The organism is Mesorhizobium sp. M7A.F.Ca.US.007.01.2.1 (assembly GCF_003998165.1).
Lineage (GTDB): Bacteria > Pseudomonadota > Alphaproteobacteria > Rhizobiales > Rhizobiaceae > Mesorhizobium > Mesorhizobium ciceri.
Genome location: NZ_RZQP01000044.1, coordinates 18459 through 35350 on the forward strand (window position 1 = coordinate 18459; position 16892 = coordinate 35350).

General features: G+C 63.6%; 16 protein-coding genes. 7 read left to right on the forward strand and 9 right to left on the reverse strand.

Annotation, left to right across the window (positions count from 1 at the left end; all coding sequences use genetic code 11):
• Nucleotides 1-232 precede the first annotated feature (232 nt).
• From EN949_RS11100 to EN949_RS11110, 3 genes are all read left to right on the forward strand, one after another.
• Nucleotides 233-430, forward strand: coding sequence for a hypothetical protein (locus tag EN949_RS11100; protein ID WP_024502834.1), 198 nt, complete (start codon nucleotides 233-235; stop codon nucleotides 428-430).
• Nucleotides 405-908, forward strand: coding sequence for a hypothetical protein (locus tag EN949_RS11105; protein WP_335916267.1), 504 nt, complete (start codon nucleotides 405-407; stop codon nucleotides 906-908). Before EN949_RS11100 ends, EN949_RS11105 begins: the two co-directional genes overlap by 26 nt.
• Nucleotides 909-1060: 152 nt before the next feature.
• Entirely contained in the window at nucleotides 1061-2083 is a 1023-nt protein-coding gene (locus EN949_RS11110) for a fatty acid desaturase (protein ID WP_063169014.1), read from the forward strand.
• Between the two features lie 126 nt (nucleotides 2084-2209).
• On the opposite strand, the gene EN949_RS11115 is transcribed toward EN949_RS11110, so the two are convergent.
• From EN949_RS11115 to cysG, 6 genes are all read right to left on the reverse strand, one after another.
• Entirely contained in the window at nucleotides 2210-3814 is a 1605-nt protein-coding gene (locus tag EN949_RS11115; protein ID WP_127366644.1) for a GMC family oxidoreductase N-terminal domain-containing protein, read from the reverse strand.
• A 96-nt stretch (nucleotides 3815-3910) separates the two neighbouring features.
• Complete coding sequence (locus EN949_RS11120; protein ID WP_063169016.1) at nucleotides 3911-4444, reverse strand: DUF934 domain-containing protein; 534 nt, start codon at nucleotides 4442-4444, stop codon at nucleotides 3911-3913.
• Between the two features lie 173 nt (nucleotides 4445-4617).
• A complete protein-coding gene (locus EN949_RS11125; RefSeq protein WP_024502838.1) occupies nucleotides 4618-5382 on the reverse strand; it encodes a phosphoadenylyl-sulfate reductase in 765 nt (254 codons plus the stop codon).
• On the reverse strand, nucleotides 5357-7027 hold the full coding sequence (locus EN949_RS11130) for a nitrite/sulfite reductase (protein WP_063169017.1): 1671 nt from the start codon (nucleotides 7025-7027) through the stop codon (nucleotides 5357-5359). The genes EN949_RS11125 and EN949_RS11130 overlap by 26 nt, the downstream gene beginning before the upstream one ends.
• Before the next feature lie 43 nt (nucleotides 7028-7070).
• Nucleotides 7071-7364: a DUF2849 domain-containing protein gene (locus EN949_RS11135; RefSeq protein ID WP_013529562.1), complete on the reverse strand. Its 294-nt coding sequence runs from the start codon at nucleotides 7362-7364 to the stop codon at nucleotides 7071-7073.
• Complete coding sequence (cysG, locus tag EN949_RS11140) at nucleotides 7361-8812, reverse strand: siroheme synthase CysG (protein WP_024502841.1); 1452 nt, start codon at nucleotides 8810-8812, stop codon at nucleotides 7361-7363. Before cysG ends, EN949_RS11135 begins: the two co-directional genes overlap by 4 nt.
• Before the next feature lie 421 nt (nucleotides 8813-9233).
• Between cysG and EN949_RS11145 the strand changes: the two genes are divergently transcribed.
• Both EN949_RS11145 and ybaL read left to right on the forward strand, forming a co-directional pair.
• Nucleotides 9234-9683, forward strand: a complete 450-nt coding sequence (locus EN949_RS11145; RefSeq protein WP_013529560.1) for a host attachment family protein — start codon at nucleotides 9234-9236, stop codon at nucleotides 9681-9683.
• Between the two features lie 219 nt (nucleotides 9684-9902).
• The gene (gene ybaL, locus EN949_RS11150; RefSeq protein ID WP_063169018.1) at nucleotides 9903-11699 is read left to right on the forward strand and encodes a YbaL family putative K(+) efflux transporter; all 1797 of its coding nucleotides are present in this window, start codon (nucleotides 9903-9905) and stop codon (nucleotides 11697-11699) included.
• Nucleotides 11700-11769: 70 nt separating this feature from the next.
• Here the strand turns inward: ybaL and EN949_RS11155 are convergent, their stop codons facing one another.
• On the reverse strand, nucleotides 11770-12579 hold the full coding sequence (locus tag EN949_RS11155; protein ID WP_063169019.1) for a helix-turn-helix transcriptional regulator: 810 nt from the start codon (nucleotides 12577-12579) through the stop codon (nucleotides 11770-11772).
• Nucleotides 12580-12716: 137 nt separating this feature from the next.
• Here EN949_RS11155 and EN949_RS11160 point away from each other — a divergent pair, with 137 nt between their 5' ends.
• Nucleotides 12717-13637 carry a zinc-binding dehydrogenase gene (locus EN949_RS11160; RefSeq protein WP_013529557.1) on the forward strand — a complete coding sequence of 307 codons (921 nt, stop codon included), beginning with the start codon at nucleotides 12717-12719 and terminating at the stop codon, nucleotides 13635-13637.
• A gap of 13 nt (nucleotides 13638-13650) precedes the next feature.
• Here the strand turns inward: EN949_RS11160 and EN949_RS11165 are convergent, their stop codons facing one another.
• Nucleotides 13651-14403, reverse strand: a complete 753-nt coding sequence (locus EN949_RS11165) for an SDR family oxidoreductase (RefSeq protein WP_013529556.1) — start codon at nucleotides 14401-14403, stop codon at nucleotides 13651-13653.
• Nucleotides 14404-14564: 161 nt separating this feature from the next.
• Between EN949_RS11165 and EN949_RS11170 the strand changes: the two genes are divergently transcribed.
• Complete coding sequence (locus EN949_RS11170) at nucleotides 14565-14930, forward strand: nuclear transport factor 2 family protein (protein WP_127366989.1); 366 nt, start codon at nucleotides 14565-14567, stop codon at nucleotides 14928-14930.
• 9 nt (nucleotides 14931-14939) lie between these two features.
• Here EN949_RS11170 and EN949_RS11175 read toward each other — a convergent pair.
• Nucleotides 14940-16892, reverse strand: a 1953-nt coding sequence (locus EN949_RS11175; protein ID WP_164782491.1) for a transglycosylase domain-containing protein, incomplete at its 5' end; no start/stop codon positions are given.

Here is a 16892-nt window from a genome sequence, read left to right on the forward strand (position 1 = left end):
CGTCAATCTCGAATGATGTGGATTTTGTGCCCGATATCGATGTTTGGCAGCCAAAAATCAAGGGGTAAGCGATTATGGAAGCCACCGGCCAAGGCCGGACAATGGCAGGCAAGGCATTTCGATTTTAATTCAAATTTTACCTTAACTGCCGGCTTTGCTTGCCCCACAGGCAGGATGGGGGAACCATTCCCTTGCTGGAGGAGTTTCGAAGCCGACACAGGATTTTGAGACGATGACCCGCAACACGGGCGAAAAGGCAGAAGGGCTGGCCATCGAGGTCAGGCGCCAGTTGGGTGCCGAGGCGGTGACCCGCTTTCTACGCACCTTGCCGGCCTTCCGCACCGAGGCCGACATTCCCGACCGGCTCCGAGAACTGCTCGACCGCCTCGATGGGGCGGAGCGCGGTGACATCGGCTGGCGCCGGCGGTAACGCAACAATCAATCTTGGCAGCAAACCTCCTATCGGCAATAGCCGGGGAGAGCCGAACCATCTAAGGATAGATGTGTTGTGGTTCAAAATGGAGGACGTAGTGCGCAAGGTTTCGATCACCTCATCGCTGATGGCGCTTGTCGGCCTCGGCGCCATCACCTTGGCGGCTTTTCCGGCACAAGCAGACAATCTGCAGCTGCAATTGGGCAAACATGGCCCGCGGCTGAAGCTCATGGAAGATTGCGACCCCGCCTATGACGATTGCGAAGGCCCCCGTCGCGACGACCGGCGCGACCGCCGTCAACGAGGCTGCACGGAGGACCGGGCCCTCGACAAGGCAGACCGAATGGGCATCCGCCGCGCAAGGATAGAGTCCGTCGGCCGCCGGGAGATCACAGTCCGCGGCAGACAGGGTGGCGACCGCGTGCGCGTGACTTTTGGCACCGAGCGCGGCTGTCCCATCCTCGATCGCGAATAGCGATCGACCTCAGCGGAAAACCGACGCTCAGAATCATCAGCAGGTCGAACCGGCGGTTGGCTGGCTCGACCGCCGGGCCACGCGACAATTACGCACAGTAATTTTGCGTGATGTCGCCTTGCGGCGGCGAGGCACCCCGCCTATGCTTCCTGATGAACATGATTTCCCCTGAGACGGTCGCCAACAGCAAGCGCGCCTGGCTGAAGATTCTCGCCCGCTACAAGAAGCCTGACAGGCGGCGCAGCACCGTCGAACTCGCCATCACTCTCATTCCATTCGCCATGCTCTGGGGCCTGTCCTCGGCGGCCTATGCCTATGGCCATTGGTGGGGACTGATCCTCATCCTTCCCGCGGCCGGGTTTCTGGTGCGCATCTTCATGATCCAGCACGATTGCGGCCACGGCTCCTTCTTCGCCAATCGCTACGCGGACGACTGGATCGGCCGCGCGCTCGGCATCCTGACGCTGACGCCCTACGATTGCTGGCGGCGCGCCCACGCGACCCACCACGCCAGCGCCGGCAATCTTGACGAACGCGGCATGGGCGACATCCGGACGCTGACCGTTGCAGAATACCGGCAGATGTCGTGGCGAGGCCGCCTTGCCTATCGTCTCTATCGCCACCCGCTGGTGATGTTCGGGCTCGGTCCGATCTGGCTGTTCATCTTCGAGCAAAGGCTGCCCGTCGGCATGATGCGCGGCGGCCTGACCCCTTGGGTGTCGTCGATGACCACCAATCTTGGCATCGCGGTCGCAGCAGCCATCCTCATTTGGTTCGTCGGTCCCGGCGCGTTCCTGGTGGTCCACCTGCCGATCGTCATCCTCGCCGGTTCGGCCGGCATCTGGCTGTTCTATGTCCAGCACCAGTTCGAGGAAACGGAATGGGCGAAGGATGTCGACTGGGAATTCCAGCACGCCGCCTTGCACGGATCGTCCTATTACGACCTCCCGCCGGTGCTGAACTGGTTCACCGGCAACATCGGTGTCCATCACGTCCATCACCTCTCCGCCAAGGTGCCGTGCTACCGGTTGCAGGAAGTGCTGCGGGATTATCCCGAGCTGCGCGACATCGGCCGTGTCACGCTGCTGGAAAGCCTGCGCTGCGTTAAACTGGCGTTGTGGGACGAGAACCGCCGCAAGCTGGTGTCGTTCCGCGAGGCACGGGCGGCGGCTTAAGCAATTCCAGCAGAAGTGGTGAACGGTTTCCAGGGAAAGCGCGTAGCGTTTTCCCTGGGGCAATTGCGTCAAACCAAGAAAAGTAAAACGACCGCCAGTCTATAGGCACCGCGCCTGGAGCTCCTATCAGGCAGCCCTGATCATGTCGGCGGCCTTTTCGGCGATCATGATGGTTGGCGCATTGGTGTTGCCACCAATCAGTGTCGGCATCACCGAGGCGTCCACGACACGCAAGGCTTCAAGCCCGCGCACCTTGAGTTGCGGATCGACCACCGCCATCTCGTCGACGCCCATCCGACAGGAGCCGACCGGGTGATAGACCGTGTCGGCGCGGGTACGGATATGGGTCATCAGATCGGCATCGCTTGGCTCGCCGGCGATGTGCATTTCCTTGTGCCGGTAGCGCGTCAGCGCCGGTGAAGCCAGCACCTGCCGGGTGATCCTCACGCCTTTCAACAGCAGCTCCGCATCGCGCTGGTCGCTGAGAAAGCGCGGATCGATGCGCGGCGCGGCAAGTGGATCGGCGCTGGCCAGCCCAACCTCGCCACGCGAGTGCGGCCGCAATATGCAGACATGACAGGAGAAGCCGAAGCCGTAGTGCAGCGTGCGCGCATGGTTTTCGACCAGCCCGATGACGAATTGCAGCTGCAGGTCAGGGCGCTCAAGCGCCGGGTCGGATTTGACGAAAGCGCCGCTCTCGGCCGCCGGCGAGGCGATCAGCCCGGTCCCATCCCGCCGCCACTGCGCGATATGCCGTAGGAAACCCAACGCGCCGCGCGGGCTCATGCCAAGCATATCGGTGTCCTTCGATCTCCAGCCGACGATGAAATCGAGGTGGTCCTGCAGGTTCTTGCCGACGCCCGGCAATTCGTGGACGACGGGAACGCCATGCACGGCAAGTTCGGCCGCCGGGCCGATACCCGACAGCAACAGAAACTGCGGCGAACCGAAGGCACCGCCACACAGGATCACCTCGCACGACGCCTGCGCCACTGCCTCGCCTTTGCGTGTCCGGTAGCGGATACCGGTGGCCCGCTTGCCGTCAAGGACGATGCCTGTGGCGTGCGCCCGCGTGATCACGGTCAGATTGGTCCGCTGCATCACCGGATGGAGATAGGCGGCGGCAGTCGAACAGCGCTCGCCATTACGGGCGCCACCGGCAAATTGGGTCACCTGGAAATAGCCGGCGCCCTCTTGTTCCGGTCCGTTGAAATCGTCCAAGGCGCGAATCTGGTTTTCGGCACAAGCCTCTATGAAGGCCTTGGCGATTGGCCTCGGCGAGCGCTGGTTCGACACTTTCAACGGGCCGTCCCCGCCATGCAGGGCATCAGTGCCGCGCTCATTGCCTTCGGCGCGCCGGAAATAGGGCAGAACCTCATCCCATGACCAGCCCTCACAGCCCAGATCGGCCCATTCGTCATAGTCGCTGCGATGGCCCCTGACATAGAGCATCGCATTGATGGCGCTGGAGCCGCCCAGCGCCTTGCCGCGCGGCTGGTAGCCCTTGCGGCCGCCAAGACCTTGCTGCGGCACGGTTTCGAAGGCCCAATTGTTGATCCTGGGCCGGCCGGAAAGCATACCGATAATGCCAGCCGGAGCGCGGATCAGCATATCCCTGCCCTCGCCGCCAGCTTCGATCAGGCAGACCGTTTTCGAGGGGTCTTCCGAAAGCCGTGCGGCAAGCGCACAGCCGGCGGACCCACCGCCGGCTATGACATAGTCGTAACGCATGAAGACCCTCCCCGATCATTCCGGATTTTCCATCCGGAAGCTCAAGAGAAGGCTTGAACAGGGGGCGTTGTAAAGACGCGCGGAATTACCGCAACGTCAGCCGCTGCGAACGCGCCGCCAGGAGTATTTCGGGCCTTTTGGTTCCGGCACGGCGGCTGGCTGGTAGTAGAGCCCCAATCCGCCGGTGCGGCCCTCCTCCAGGCGCTTCAACAGCACGGGGTTCGATATCTCGAACTCGTCGAAGCCCAGCCGCAGCATATGCGGCAGTTGGTCGACCAGCACCTGGCCGGTAGCGCGAACGGCACCTTCGAAATGGTAGCGGCCGCGCAGCAGCTCTCCCTTGGAGAAGGAGCGGCCGTCGCTGAAGGCCGGAAAGGCCAGCGCCACCAGCGACAGCTGGTCGAGCAGGTCGGCGACCTTCTCGAGCTGATCACCCGGCTGCAGCAGGACGCCGAGCCGTTCCTTGGCCGAGCGGCGCACCTCCGGATCGAGATCGAGGAAGACTTGCAACGGCAGGATGAAGCGGCCGTTGCCGGACAGCGCATCGGCGCTTTCGGCATGCGTCCACTCATCCTCCTGAAAACCCGCAGGGGTCCAGAGCCGGGTCTCCGGTGTCGTCGGTTCAGTCATCAAAAAGTTCCTAAACAGTCAAACGAAACCAAGGATGTGTTGAGATTCAGGTCAGGCTGCGCCGAAAATGGCGGCTTCCGAGAACCGGAGCGGAGCATACTTGAAGTACGTGAGCACCGGAAGCGCAGGAAGCCGCCGTTTGCAGGCCAGCCTTACCTGAATATCAGCATATCCTAAAGGGATGCGTCGGTCAGCGACTTCTCCAGCCCCGACAGGTGAATGCCGCACTCGGTCTTGGCATGACCGGCCCAGCGGCCGCTGCGCGCGTCCTCGCCCGGCTGCACCGGCTGCGTGCACGGGAAGCAGCCGATCGACAGATAGCCATAAGCGACCAGCGGATTTTCGCGCAGCGCATGCGCGCGCATATAGTCGGCCTGGTCCGATGTCGTCCAATGCGCCAGCGGATTGATGCGGATGCGCGGACCGACCGCCTCGAACACCGGCAGCGCTGCCCGCGTCGCGGCCTGAAAACGCTTGCGGCCAGTGAGCCAGGCACGAAATGGCGCGACACCGCGCGCCAGCGGCTCCACCTTGCGCACGTCGCAGCAGGCATCGGTATCGCTTTGGTGCAGATTGCCCGTCGGATCGATCCGTTCGAGTGCTGCTTCCTCGGGTTTGATCACCCTTATGTTGGTCAGCCCGAAATCGGCGGCGAGCGCATCGCGATAGCCGAGCGTCTCCTCGAAATGCTTGCCGGTGTCGAGGAAGATGACCGGCAGCGTCCGGTCGATCTTGGCGATCATGTGCAGCAGCACAGCCGAATCCGCGCCGAACGACGACACCGCCGCGATCTCGTCGAGGAACAGTTCGCGGGCCGAGCGTTCGATGATCTCGAGCGGCTTCAGATGACCATAGAGCGCATCGAGCCCTGCCGCTTTGGCGGCGATGCCGTCATCGACGTCTCCAATACGGTCAAGCGGCCTTGGCTTCGCCAGCATAGAGCGCCTCCTTGAACGGCGCGGGACCGACTCGGCGGTAGGCGTCGATGAATTTCTCTTGTGGGTCGAGCCGAAGGCCGAGATAGGTCTCGACGATCTGTTCGATGGCGTCGGTGATCTCTTCCGAAGAGAAGCCGCGGCCGATGATCTCGCCGACCGAGGTGTTCTCGTCGGCCGAGCCGCCCAGCGTCACCTGATAGAGTTCGGAGCCCTTCTTCTCGACGCCGAGGATGCCGATGTGGCCGACATGGTGATGACCGCAGGCGTTGATGCAGCCGGAGATCTTCAGCTTCAGTTCGCCGATCTCGCGCTGCCGCTCAAGCGAGGCGAAGCGGCGCGAGATTTCCTGCGCGATTGGGATCGAGCGCGCCGTGGCCAGCGCGCAGTAGTCGAGGCCCGGGCAAGCGATGATGTCCGATATCAGGTTGGAATTGGCCGTCGCCAGGCCGATGCCGACCAGCGCATCATAGACCGCCTTGAGGTCGGCGCGGGCCACATGCGGCAGGATCAGGTTCTGCTCATGGCTGACACGCAGCTCGTCAAAGCCATATGTCTCGGCGATGCCGGCGATTGCGTCCATCTGGCTGTCCGAGGCGTCGCCAGGCACCTCGCCGATGCCCTTCAGCGAGATCGTCACAGCCGCATAATCGGGATGGCGGTGCGTCACGACATTCTGGTCGAGCCACTCCGAGAACCCCTTGGAATCGAGCCGCGCCAGCTTGACCGCCTGGTCGCCTTCCGGCCGCTCAGCGAGTGCCGGTGGCGCGAAATAGGCCTCGATGGCGCGGATATCGGCTTCCGGCAGCTTCAGCTGGGCGTCTTTCAACTCTTGCCACTCGGCCTCGATTTGGCGGGTGATCTCCTCGACCCCGGTCTCATGGACGAGGATCTTGATGCGCGCCTTGTACTTGTTGTCGCGGCGGCCATAGAGGTTGTAAACGCGCAGGATCGCCGTGCAGTAGGACAAAAGGTCGGCTTCCGGCAGGAAGTCGCGGATTTTGCGGGCAACCATTGGCGTGCGGCCCTGGCCGCCGCCGATATAGACGGCGAAACCGAGTTCGCCGGCGGCGTTCTTCCTCAGGTGCAGGCCGATGTCGTGGGTCTGGATGGCGGCGCGGTCGCGCTCGGCCCCCGTCACCGCGATCTTGAATTTGCGCGGCAGGAACGAGAATTCCGGATGCACCGATGACCACTGGCGCAGGATTTCCGCGTAGGGACGCGGATCGGCGACCTCGTCGGCGGCAGCGCCGGCGAAGTGGTCGGCGGTGACGTTGCGAATGCAATTGCCGCTGGTCTGGATGGCGTGCATCTCGACGCTTGCGAGATCGGCCAGGATCGCCGGAATGTCCGACAGCGCCGGCCAGTTGAACTGGATGTTCTGGCGCGTGGTGAAATGGCCGTAGCCCTTGTCGTATTTGCGGGCGATGTGGCCGAGCATGCGCAGCTGCTTGCCGTTCAGCGTGCCATAGGGCACCGCGATGCGCAGCATGTAGGCATGCAGCTGCAGATAGACGCCGTTCATCAGCCTCAATGGCCGGAACTGGTCCTCGGTGATCTCGCCGGCAAGACGGCGCTGCACCTGGTCGCTGAACTCGGCGACGCGGGCCTGGACAAAATCGTGGTCGAACTCATCGTAACGGTACATGCTTGGTCTTTCAGGGCGCGTCCGCCCATGCCTGGTGTCTTGGTTATGCTGCCCGCGCAGCCTGCTTGCCGAGATCGTTGCGGATGGTCGGGCCGGCGGCGCGGATCTTCTCGCGCAGCCGCACCGGTTGGACGACGCCGTTGACGACTTCGGCGTCGATCAAATTGACGTCGACCACTTCGTTGGCGGCATAGGCCTTGGCGCCGATCGCCTCGAGCCTGTCATCGGCTGCCTTGTCATGGGCGAGGTCGGCATGATCCACCGTCTCGGCCCAGCCGCCATCGGCGTACCAGACGGCGATGCCGTCGGTGAGGCGGTTGGCGGTCAGTATCTTCATTGCTGAACTCCTTCGGCGACCGAACTGGACGCGCCTTCATGCCTGTGTGCCGCCAGCGGCTCGGACCGTTCAAAGTTGGCGCCGGCGACCGCATCGCCGATGATGGTCATGACTGGGCCGGAAAGATCGGCGCGCGCTTCCAGCGACGGCAGGTCGGCAAGCGTGCCGTGGAAGCGCCGCCGGTTGGCGAGGCTGGCATTCTCGACCACGGCCACCGCAGTGTCCGGCGACAGGCCGGCCTCGATCAGCCGTCCGGCAACCTCGGCCGCCACCGAGCGGCCCATATAGACGGCGACGGTAGCGCCGGAAATCGCGAGCTTGGCCCAGTCGGGCAGCGAATTGCCCTTGAGGTCGTGGCCGGTGGTGAACACCATCGACGAGGAGACACCGCGCAAGGTCAGCGGCAGTTCGAAATCGGCGGCGGCGGCAAAGGCCGCGGTGACGCCCGGGACCACCTCATAGGCGATGCCGGCGTCGCGAAGTGCCGCCATCTCTTCGCCGGCCCGGCCGAACACCAGCGGATCGCCAGACTTCAGCCGCACGACACGCTTGCCTTCACGGCCAAGCTCGACCAGCAGCGCATTGATCTCAGCCTGGCTCTTGGTGTGGCAGCCCTTGCGCTTTCCGACCGGCAGGCGCTCGGCATCGCGGCGACCCATGGCAACGACCGCCTCGGGCACAAGGGCGTCATGGACGATGACATCGGCTTCCATCAGCAGACGATGGGCTCGCAAGGTCAATAGATCCTCGGCGCCCGGACCGGCGCCAACCAGCGCGATGTGACCGCAAGCGGGCGTGTTCGACAGCAGAAGATCGACGGCGGCGTCATGCGCCTGCGAAAGCTGGCCGGCTTCAGCCGCGCGCGCAGGAGCGCCAGCGAAGAAATCATTCCAGAAGCGGCGGCGGGCATTGCCTCTCGGCAGCAGCTTCTCGGCAGCCCCGCGAAACGAAGCCGCAAGAATTGCCAGCGGCCCGAGCGACGGCGACAGCATGCGGTCGATGCGGCCGCGCAACATTTGGGCAAGCACCGGGCCTGCACCCTCGGTGCCGATGGCGATGGCCACCGGCGCGCGGTTGACCAGCGCCGGGGTGAAGAAATCGCAAAGCTCAGGCCGATCGACGGCATTGACCGGAATGCCTAGGCGGCGCGCATCCGCGGCCACCCGGCGGTCGAGTTCCTCGTCGCCGCTGGCGGCAAACACCATGACCGCGCCTTCGAGCTGCGACGCCTCGTAAGCCGCGGCAAAATGAGTCGCGCCGGCCTGGGCGACGAAGGCGAGCAGGTCGGGCTCGGCGTGTTCCGCGACGATCCGCAGGAGCGCGCTCGACTGTCCGATCAGCCGCGCCTTGGCCAGCGCCTCTTCGCCGCCCCCGACGATGGCCACAGCTTCGCCCTCAACCCGCATGAACACGGGGAAGGCGTTGAGCTTGGGAGCAGTGTGCGACATGGACGCGAGCGGAATCCTCAATGAGCTTGCAGTTCTACGCGCGAGCGCGAGAAACCAGAAGGAACGCACTCGCGCATCCCTTATCGGGATGCAATTGCTTTTCTGAAAGCATCCCGGCCAAGAGAAAAATATTTCTCATTTACAGATAGAGCGGATTCAAGCTTCTGTCGCAGGCCTTGATTTGTGGCTCTTTTAGCGCCCGGCGAGAAAAGCCGCAAAACTGTTTTTTCTAAATTCTACCAAGTTAGTAGATTAAAGTCGCGACCTCGGGATAGCCAGAATGTCCAACGCCGACGTGGCTGCCGACTGGAACATTACCGGCTCGAGGTGCGTTCTCAAAAGGCCCGTCATGTCGGATCGAAATCCGGCTGCGGAATGCCAACTAAAGGTCGCCACGCGGCTAAAAAGGAGCCCTGTCATCATGAACACAATCATACTCAAGCACGGTATCTGGGTGATCGTGGCCGATGGCGAGAAGGCGCTTTTCCTCAGGAACGCCGGTGACAACAAATATCCGAATCTCGAGGTGGTGCAGGAAATGCAGCAGGACAACCCGCCCACCCGCGAGCAAGGCAGTGACAGCCCCGGCCGATACAGTGATGGTCCCTCCGTACACCGCAGCGCAGTCGAGGATACGGACTGGCACCGCATCGGCAAGGAGCGTTTTGCCGATGAAATCGCCGCCCGGCTCTACAAGCTCGCGCATGACGGCGAGTTCAGCGAGATCGTGCTCGTCGCGCCGCCGGTGGTGCTTGGGACAATGCGCAAAAAGCTGCACAAGGAGGTCGGGGACAAGGTGACCGCCGAAATTCCCAAGACATTGACCAACCATGCCATACCGGAAATCGAGGCCTTGCTGCGGGCAGCCTGATCATCGATCGGCCCTGACGAATCGAGACGAATAGCTCCGCACAAATTCCGATCCGGCCGGCAGCTTTCTCAGCTGCCGGTCAAATTTTCGCGGCAGCGCCGTCGATTTCACGGCTTTGCGGGTTGCATCGCCGACATACCATCCACCATATTGCAAACAGGCGGCGGCCTTGGGCGGCGCTCATCCAACATCGCTGACTTGAAAGGCGCTCCATAGACAATGCCGCATGACACGCCCCTTATCGCCACCATCGTCGCCGGTCTGGGGCTGGCTTTCGTCTTCGGGGCTCTCGCCAACCGCTTCCGCATTCCGCCCCTGGTCGGTTATCTCATAGCCGGCGTGCTGGTCGGGCCGAACACGCCCGGCTTCGTCGCCGATGCCGGGCTTGCCAACGAACTGGCCGAAATCGGCGTCATCTTGCTGATGTTCGGCGTCGGGCTGCACTTCTCGCTCAAGGATCTGCTGTCGGTGCGTGCCATCGCCGTGCCGGGCGCCATCGTCCAGATCGGCTTTGCCACCGCGCTTGGCGCTGGTCTTGCCTGGATGCTCGGCTGGTCGATGGGCGCGGGGCTGGTGTTCGGCCTGGCGTTGTCGGTCGCCTCGACCGTGGTGCTGCTGCGTGCCCTGCAGGAACGGCGGATGATCGAGACCGAGCGCGGCCGCATCGCCGTCGGCTGGCTGATCGTCGAGGATCTGGCCATGGTGCTGGCGCTGGTGCTGCTGCCGGCGCTCGCTGGCGTGCTCGGCGGCCAGGAGCAGGCCGACGCCCATGCCAGCGGCCTGCTGTCGCTGCCGGCCAGCTACGGCATCTGGGGCGTCGTCGGCATCACGCTGGCCAAGGTCGCCGCCTTCGTCATCGTCATGCTGGTGGTCGGCCGCCGGGTCATTCCCTGGATCCTGCACTATGTCGCCCATACCGGCTCGCGCGAACTGTTCCGGCTGGCGGTTCTGGCCATCGCGCTCGGCGTCGCCTTCGGTGCGGCCAAACTGTTCGGTGTCTCGCTGGCGCTGGGCGCCTTCTTCGCCGGCATGATCATGAGCGAATCCGAACTCAGCCACCGCGCGGCGGAAGAATCGCTGCCGCTGCGCGATGCCTTCTCCGTGCTGTTCTTCGTCTCGGTCGGCATGCTGTTCGACCCGTTCAGCCTGATCAGCAATGGTTGGCCAATCCTGGCGACGCTCGCCATCATCGTCATCGGCAAATCACTGGCCGCGTTCGCCATCGTTGTTGCCTTCGGCTATCCCATCGCCACGGCGCTGATAATCTCGGCAAGCCTCGCCCAGATCGGCGAGTTCTCCTTCATCCTGGCTGAACTCGGCGTCGGGCTGAAGCTGCTGCCGGAACAGGGCCGCGACCTCATTCTGGCCGGTGCGATCCTGTCGATTGTCCTCAACCCGCTGATGTTCCTGGCCATCGACTGGATGAAGCCGTGGCTGGAACGGCGCGCCGCCAGGACGGCACCACCGGTCGAGGCAAAACCGGTTGGTCCGGCGACGGAGCCGGGCCAGGTGGCCTCTGTCGCGGCAGCGGCGAAAAAGGAGGACGGGCCGCCGCCAAAGACGGCACTCACCGGCCATGCCATCCTGATCGGCTACGGCCGTGTCGGTGGCCTGGTCGGCTCGGCCCTGAAAGGCGCGGCAATGCCCTTCCTGGTCATCGAGGACGCCGACAAGACGCTGGCGAAGCTGAAAGCGGACAGCGTCGAGACCGTCGCCGGCAATGCGGCCAATGCCGAAGTGTTCGCCGCCGCCAACCCCGAGGGCGCCAGCCGGCTGATCCTTGCGATCCCCAATGCCTTCGAAGCCGGCCAGATCGTGCTCCGCGCCCGCGCCGCCAATCCCGCTATCAACGTCATCGCCCGTGCCCATTCCGATGCCGAGGTCGAACATCTCAAGGGTTTGGGCGCCGATACGGTGATCATGGGCGAGCGCGAGATTGCGCGCGGGATTGTGGAAGAAGTTCTCGGTTCCAAACCGGAGTTGAGGCGCGAAACCGCCGAGCCGTCGGTGGCCTGAGTCCCAAAGCCCAAGCTGCACTCTCGCACGCTGGCAACGTGATCGGCTCGACCACCCTTTCAAGCGAGCATCACGCCACGAATGCAGAGCCGCCATTTTGCGCGATACCGCTGAGGTATTTGGCCGGCGGCTTCCCAAGCGCCTTCTTGAACATGGTGATGAAGGCCGTAACGGAACCATAGCCGAGATCGCCCGAGACCTGCTGGACACTCTTGCCGGAAGCCAGTTCCCGAATTGCAACGATCAAGTGCAATTGCTGGCGCCAGCGCCCGAAACTCAGCCCCGTCTCCTTTGCCACAAGGCGGGCGAGGCTGCTCTCGCTGAGCGCGATGCGGTTGGCCCATTCCGCCAGTGTGCTGCGGTCGGCAGGGTCTTGCGCCAACGCTTCGGCGATCCTGTTCAAGCGTGGCTCGGACGAGATCGGCAGGTGCAATTGCTGGACAGGCATGCGTGGCAATTCGGTGAGCAGCATCTTGGTCAAGAGTTCGCCCCTCGCCCCGTCACCCTCCACCCGATCGGAAAGCTCGATGATCAATTCGCGCAGCAGGGGCGAGATTGAAAACGTGCAGCACCGCTCCGGCAGATCGGCGGCTCCCGGCTCTATGTAGACGAAAAAAATCCGGGCGTTGGCGGTTGCGACATTGCTGTGCTCCATGCCGCCGGGGATCCACACCCCGCAATGCGGCGGCACCATCCATAGACCGCTTGGAACGCGGCATGTGACGCCGCCGCCGAGTGCGAAGACGAGTTGGCCTTTGCGGTGCCGATGGGCGGGGACTTCCGCTCTGGTGTCGGGGATGTCGACGCGCACGGCAATCGCCGGCGCGGCAGGGTCATCCACATCGAGATCGAGCCAGGGGTAGCTGAGGGGTTGTCTCATGGTTGACTGTTATTAGCGATTAAACGCCATGATAGCTAAATTCTTTAACAGCGAAAGTCGATAAGCTCCGGCTCGTACTCAGCTTGCCGTGCTTTCCACAGCAAGCTGGCACCGACAAGCCAGCAACAAGGTACGCCATGCTCGCCCTGGTCATCTCTCCCGAAAGCGCGACCGGGTTGAGGCTCGCCGACATCGCCGAGCCTCAACCGGCTTCGAACGAAGCGCTTGTCTCTGTCCACGCAACTTCGTTGAACCGGGGCGAACTGCGCCTGCTTGCCATACGCCCCGAGGGCTGGATACCCGGCCAGGACATCGCGGGGATTGTCGAACGAAGAGCAGCCGATGGTTCCGGGCCAGCCGTCGGCGCCCGGGTTGTTGCTTTGGTCGACGAGGCCGGTTGGGCCGAACGCATCGCAGTCCCAATCGACCGTCTCGCCGTCCTGCCGGATGACGTCAGTTTCGTTTCCGCAGCCACACTTCCTGTCGCCGGTACGACGGCACTAAGGACTCTACGCCATGGCGGCGACCTCGCCGGCCAGCAGGTCTTGATCACCGGTGCAAGCGGAGCGGTCGGCCGTTTTCAGATCCAGATCGCCCGCGAGCAAGGCGCCTCGGTGACGGCAATCGCCGCGGCCCGGCACGCCGACGATCTCCGCGGCCTCGGAGCCCGGCAGGTTGTCGAAGCGATCGATCTGGCCGAGGGGCCGTTCTCGCTGATCACCGAGTCGGTCGGCGGCCAAAGCCTCGCACGCGCGATCGAACGTATCGCACCTGGCGGGACCATCGTCATGTTCGGTTCGAGCAGCGGCGAGCTGACGCCCGTCGGATTCCGCCAGTTCGTTCCGGATCATGAAGGGGCAAGGCTTCAGACTTTTGCGTACTACACGTCTGGTCCAGGCATCGGCGAGGACATCGCCTCACTGCTCGCTCTGGTCGCAGCCGGCCGGCTCGAAACGCGCGTGGCCTTGACGGCGCCGTGGACAGACGTCGCTCAAGCGCTGGACGCACTGCGACAGCGCAGCTTCAGCGGCAAGGCTGTTCTCACCATAACAGGATGAGCATCCTGTTTTGTCACACGTGCTGGCCGCCATTGATGTGGATTTCCGAGCCAGTCACATACGACGCCTGCTGCGAGCACAGGAAAAAGATGATGTCGGCGACTTCGGCCGTGGTGCCAAGGCGCCTGAGAGGAATGGTCTCGACGATCTTGTCCGTGCCCGGCGACAGGATCGCGGTATCGATTTCGCCCGGCGCAATCGCGTTGACGCGGATGCCGTGCGGACCGAAATCATGCGCCATCTCGCGCGTCAGCGAGCCGAGTGCCGCCTTCGATGTCGCGTAGGCCGTGCCGGCGAAAGGATGCACGCGGGTTCCGGCGATCGAGGTTACGTTGACGATCGAGCCCTTGGCCGCCGCCAGTTCCTTGAACAGCCCGCGCGCCAGCATGATCGGCGCGAAGAAATTGACCTGGAACACGTCGCGCCAGACATGCATCGGCGTGTCGATCGAATTCATGCGGCTGTTGCCGTCCTTGAGCTTCGGCGAAATGCCGGCATTGTTGACCAGCGCATGCAACTGGCCGCCATGCGCTTCCAGCCGGTGGCGAATTTCGGAGACGGCGATGCCGACATCCTCCTGATCGGCGAGATCGACCTTGATGTGGTCTTCCGGCCCGGCCGGCCACGGGCAGTCCTCGGCGAAAGCCTGCCTGGAGCAGGTGATGACGCGCCAGCCCTCGCGCGAAAAACGCTTGACGGTGGCGTGGCCGATGCCGCGGCTAGCGCCGGTCAGCACGATGGTTTTTCGGGTGTCGAGCTCAGTCATTTCAGGTCTCCAGCCGGCAGATGTAGCCGAACGCCGCCGAGGTGGCGAGAGGCCGAAATGTCACCATTCACCTCAAAGGAGGAACCGGGAAGCCGGCTCGCCGTTGGTCCATGAATGCGGAAAGGGCGCGGGGTTCTGAATCAATCTATCAGGACAAAGCCATGACACAGACAGCACCCCTCGACATCGCCACCGCCTTCACCAGGGCCTGGACGGGCCACGACCTCGAAAAGGCAGCATCCTATGTCGCTGACGACGTCATCTTTGATGGGCCGATGCAGCAATCGACCGGCAAGAAACCCTATCTCGAGGGCCTGACCAAACTTTCACAGGATGTGACCGGTGTGCGCATGATCGCGGCCTTCGGAGACGATCACCAGGCGCTGCTTATGTATGACTTGATGACAAAGTCGTCCGGCGCGCTTTCCTGCGCCAAGCACCTCACCATCAGCGACGGCAAGATTCACAGCGACAAACTGACCTTTGACAGCAAGAAACTGGGCAGCGCCAAACCAAAGGCGAATTAGCGGGTCTACTCAGCCGCCAAGGAGGTCGAGGATCGAGGTCTGCCGCTTCTTGCGCGGGCCGCCGACGTCGCCTGGCGGCACCGGGTGCTTGATCGACGCGGTGGCGCCGTCATCCTCATGCATGGAAAGGCCATCGGCATCGACGGTTTGGGCGGGACGAGCCGCGCGGACCGGCGCTTGAGCAACCGGCGCTGCTGGCCGCGCTGGTGCCTGCTGACCGACCGACGTGGACGGAACCGGCGCCGTGTTGTTCGCCGAGGGTATCTCGTCGGGGACGATTGTGTCGGCCGGCGTCGACTTCCAGGTGCCGGGCAGCGGCCGCACCGGCACACCCTCGTGGGCCGCAACCATGAACTCGTGCCAGGCCTGCGCCGGCAGTGCGCCGCCGGTGACCTTCTTCATCGGGCTGCCATCATCATTGCCGAACCACACACCGGTGGTGAGATTGGCGGTGTAGCCGACGAACCAGGCGTCGCGCGAATTCTGACTGGTGCCGGTCTTGCCGGCCGATGGCCAGGCGAAAGCCGCTTTCCGGGCAGTGCCGATCTCAACCGTGCCCGTCATCATCGAGTTCATCATGCCGACGATCTCAGGCTTGACGACGCGCGGCGCGCTGCCGCCGCCGCTGTCGTAAAGCACTTTGCCCTCGGTGGTCGTCACGCGCCGGATGAAATGGATGTCGGGCTTGTAGCCGCCATTGGCAAAGGGGACATAGGCCGATGTCAACTCCAGCGGCGTCACTTCCGAAGTGCCGAGCGCGATCGAGGTGTTGGCTGTCAGGTCGGACTGGATGCCCATGCGGTGCGCCGCCTCGACAACCGCGTTCGGCCCGACCTCCATGGTCAGCTGCGCTGCCACCGAATTCAGAGACTTGGCCAGCGCGGTGGCCAGCGTCACCTTGCCGAAATACTTGCCGCCGTAATTGTCGGGCGTCCAGTTGCCGATCTTGATCGGCGCATCGTTGCGGATGCTGTCGGGCGTGCGGCCGGCTTCAAGAGCGGCCATATAGACGAACGGCTTGAATGCCGAGCCCGGCTGGCGACGTGCCTCCGAAGCACGGTCGAACTGGCTGGTCGAATAGTCGTAGCCGCCGACCATGGCGCGCACCGCACCGGAATCGTCGATCGACACCAGGGCGCCCTGGCTGACGTTGAGTTTCTTGCCGCTGTCGTCGATCAGCCTGCGGATCGATTGCTCGGCGAGCTTCTGCAGGTTCAGGTCGACGGTGCTGTCGATGACGATATCGCCGCGTACGTCGCCGATCAGGTCGGGCAGTTCCTCCATGATGGTATCGGCGACGTAATTCTCCGAGCCGGTCCAATAGGAAGGCGCACGCGTTGCCGGCGCGCTCATCGCCGAGGTCAGTTCCTTGGCGCTGATCTTGCCCTCGTCGCGCATGGCGGCAAGCACCAGCTGCGAGCGTTCCTCGGCGGCCTTCGGATCGCGTGCCGGGGACAGCCGCGACGGCGCCTTCAGCAGGCCGGCAAGCAATGCGGCTTCCGACAGGGTGACGTCGCGCGCGCTCTTGCCGAAATAGCGGCGCGAGGCGGCTTCGACGCCATAGGCGCCAGAGCCGAAATAGACCCGGTTCAGGTACATTTCGAGGATCTGGTCCTTGGTGTGCTTGTGCTCCAGCCATAGCGCCAGCAGCACTTCCTGCACCTTGCGCTCCAGCGTGCGGTCGGGTGTCAGGAACAGGTTCTTGGCCAATTGCTGGGTCAACGTCGAGCCACCCTGCGAGAAATGCCCGCCAAGCACATTGGTGACCATGGCGCGGGAAAGCCCGATCGGGTCGATGCCGAAATGCGAGTAGAAGCGCCGATCTTCGATGGCGATGACGGCTTCCGGGATATAGGGCGACATTTCGTGCAGGCCGACGGCCTCGCCGCCGCTCATGCCGCGATTGGCGAGCAATTGGCCATCTGCCGAGACGATCTTGATGTTGGGGGCGCGGTCGGGAAT

Coding starts and splice junctions, on each gene's coding strand:
- EN949_RS11100 (WP_024502834.1), top strand. CDS start 233: ATGACCCGCAACACGGGCGAAAAGGCAGAAGGGCTGGCCATCGAGGTC.
- EN949_RS11110 (WP_063169014.1), top strand. CDS start 1,061: ATGAACATGATTTCCCCTGAGACGGTCGCCAACAGCAAGCGCGCCTGG.
- EN949_RS11115 (WP_127366644.1), bottom strand. CDS start 3,814: ATGCGTTACGACTATGTCATAGCCGGCGGTGGGTCCGCCGGCTGTGCG.
- EN949_RS11120 (WP_063169016.1), bottom strand. CDS start 4,444: ATGACTGAACCGACGACACCGGAGACCCGGCTCTGGACCCCTGCGGGT.
- EN949_RS11125 (WP_024502838.1), bottom strand. CDS start 5,382: ATGCTGGCGAAGCCAAGGCCGCTTGACCGTATTGGAGACGTCGATGAC.
- EN949_RS11130 (WP_063169017.1), bottom strand. CDS start 7,027: ATGTACCGTTACGATGAGTTCGACCACGATTTTGTCCAGGCCCGCGTC.
- EN949_RS11135 (WP_013529562.1), bottom strand. CDS start 7,364: ATGAAGATACTGACCGCCAACCGCCTCACCGACGGCATCGCCGTCTGG.
- cysG (WP_024502841.1), bottom strand. CDS start 8,812: ATGTCGCACACTGCTCCCAAGCTCAACGCCTTCCCCGTGTTCATGCGG.
- EN949_RS11145 (WP_013529560.1), top strand. CDS start 9,234: ATGAACACAATCATACTCAAGCACGGTATCTGGGTGATCGTGGCCGAT.
- ybaL (WP_063169018.1), top strand. CDS start 9,903: ATGCCGCATGACACGCCCCTTATCGCCACCATCGTCGCCGGTCTGGGG.
- EN949_RS11155 (WP_063169019.1), bottom strand. CDS start 12,579: ATGAGACAACCCCTCAGCTACCCCTGGCTCGATCTCGATGTGGATGAC.
- EN949_RS11160 (WP_013529557.1), top strand. CDS start 12,717: ATGCTCGCCCTGGTCATCTCTCCCGAAAGCGCGACCGGGTTGAGGCTC.
- EN949_RS11165 (WP_013529556.1), bottom strand. CDS start 14,403: ATGACTGAGCTCGACACCCGAAAAACCATCGTGCTGACCGGCGCTAGC.
- EN949_RS11170 (WP_127366989.1), top strand. CDS start 14,565: ATGACACAGACAGCACCCCTCGACATCGCCACCGCCTTCACCAGGGCC.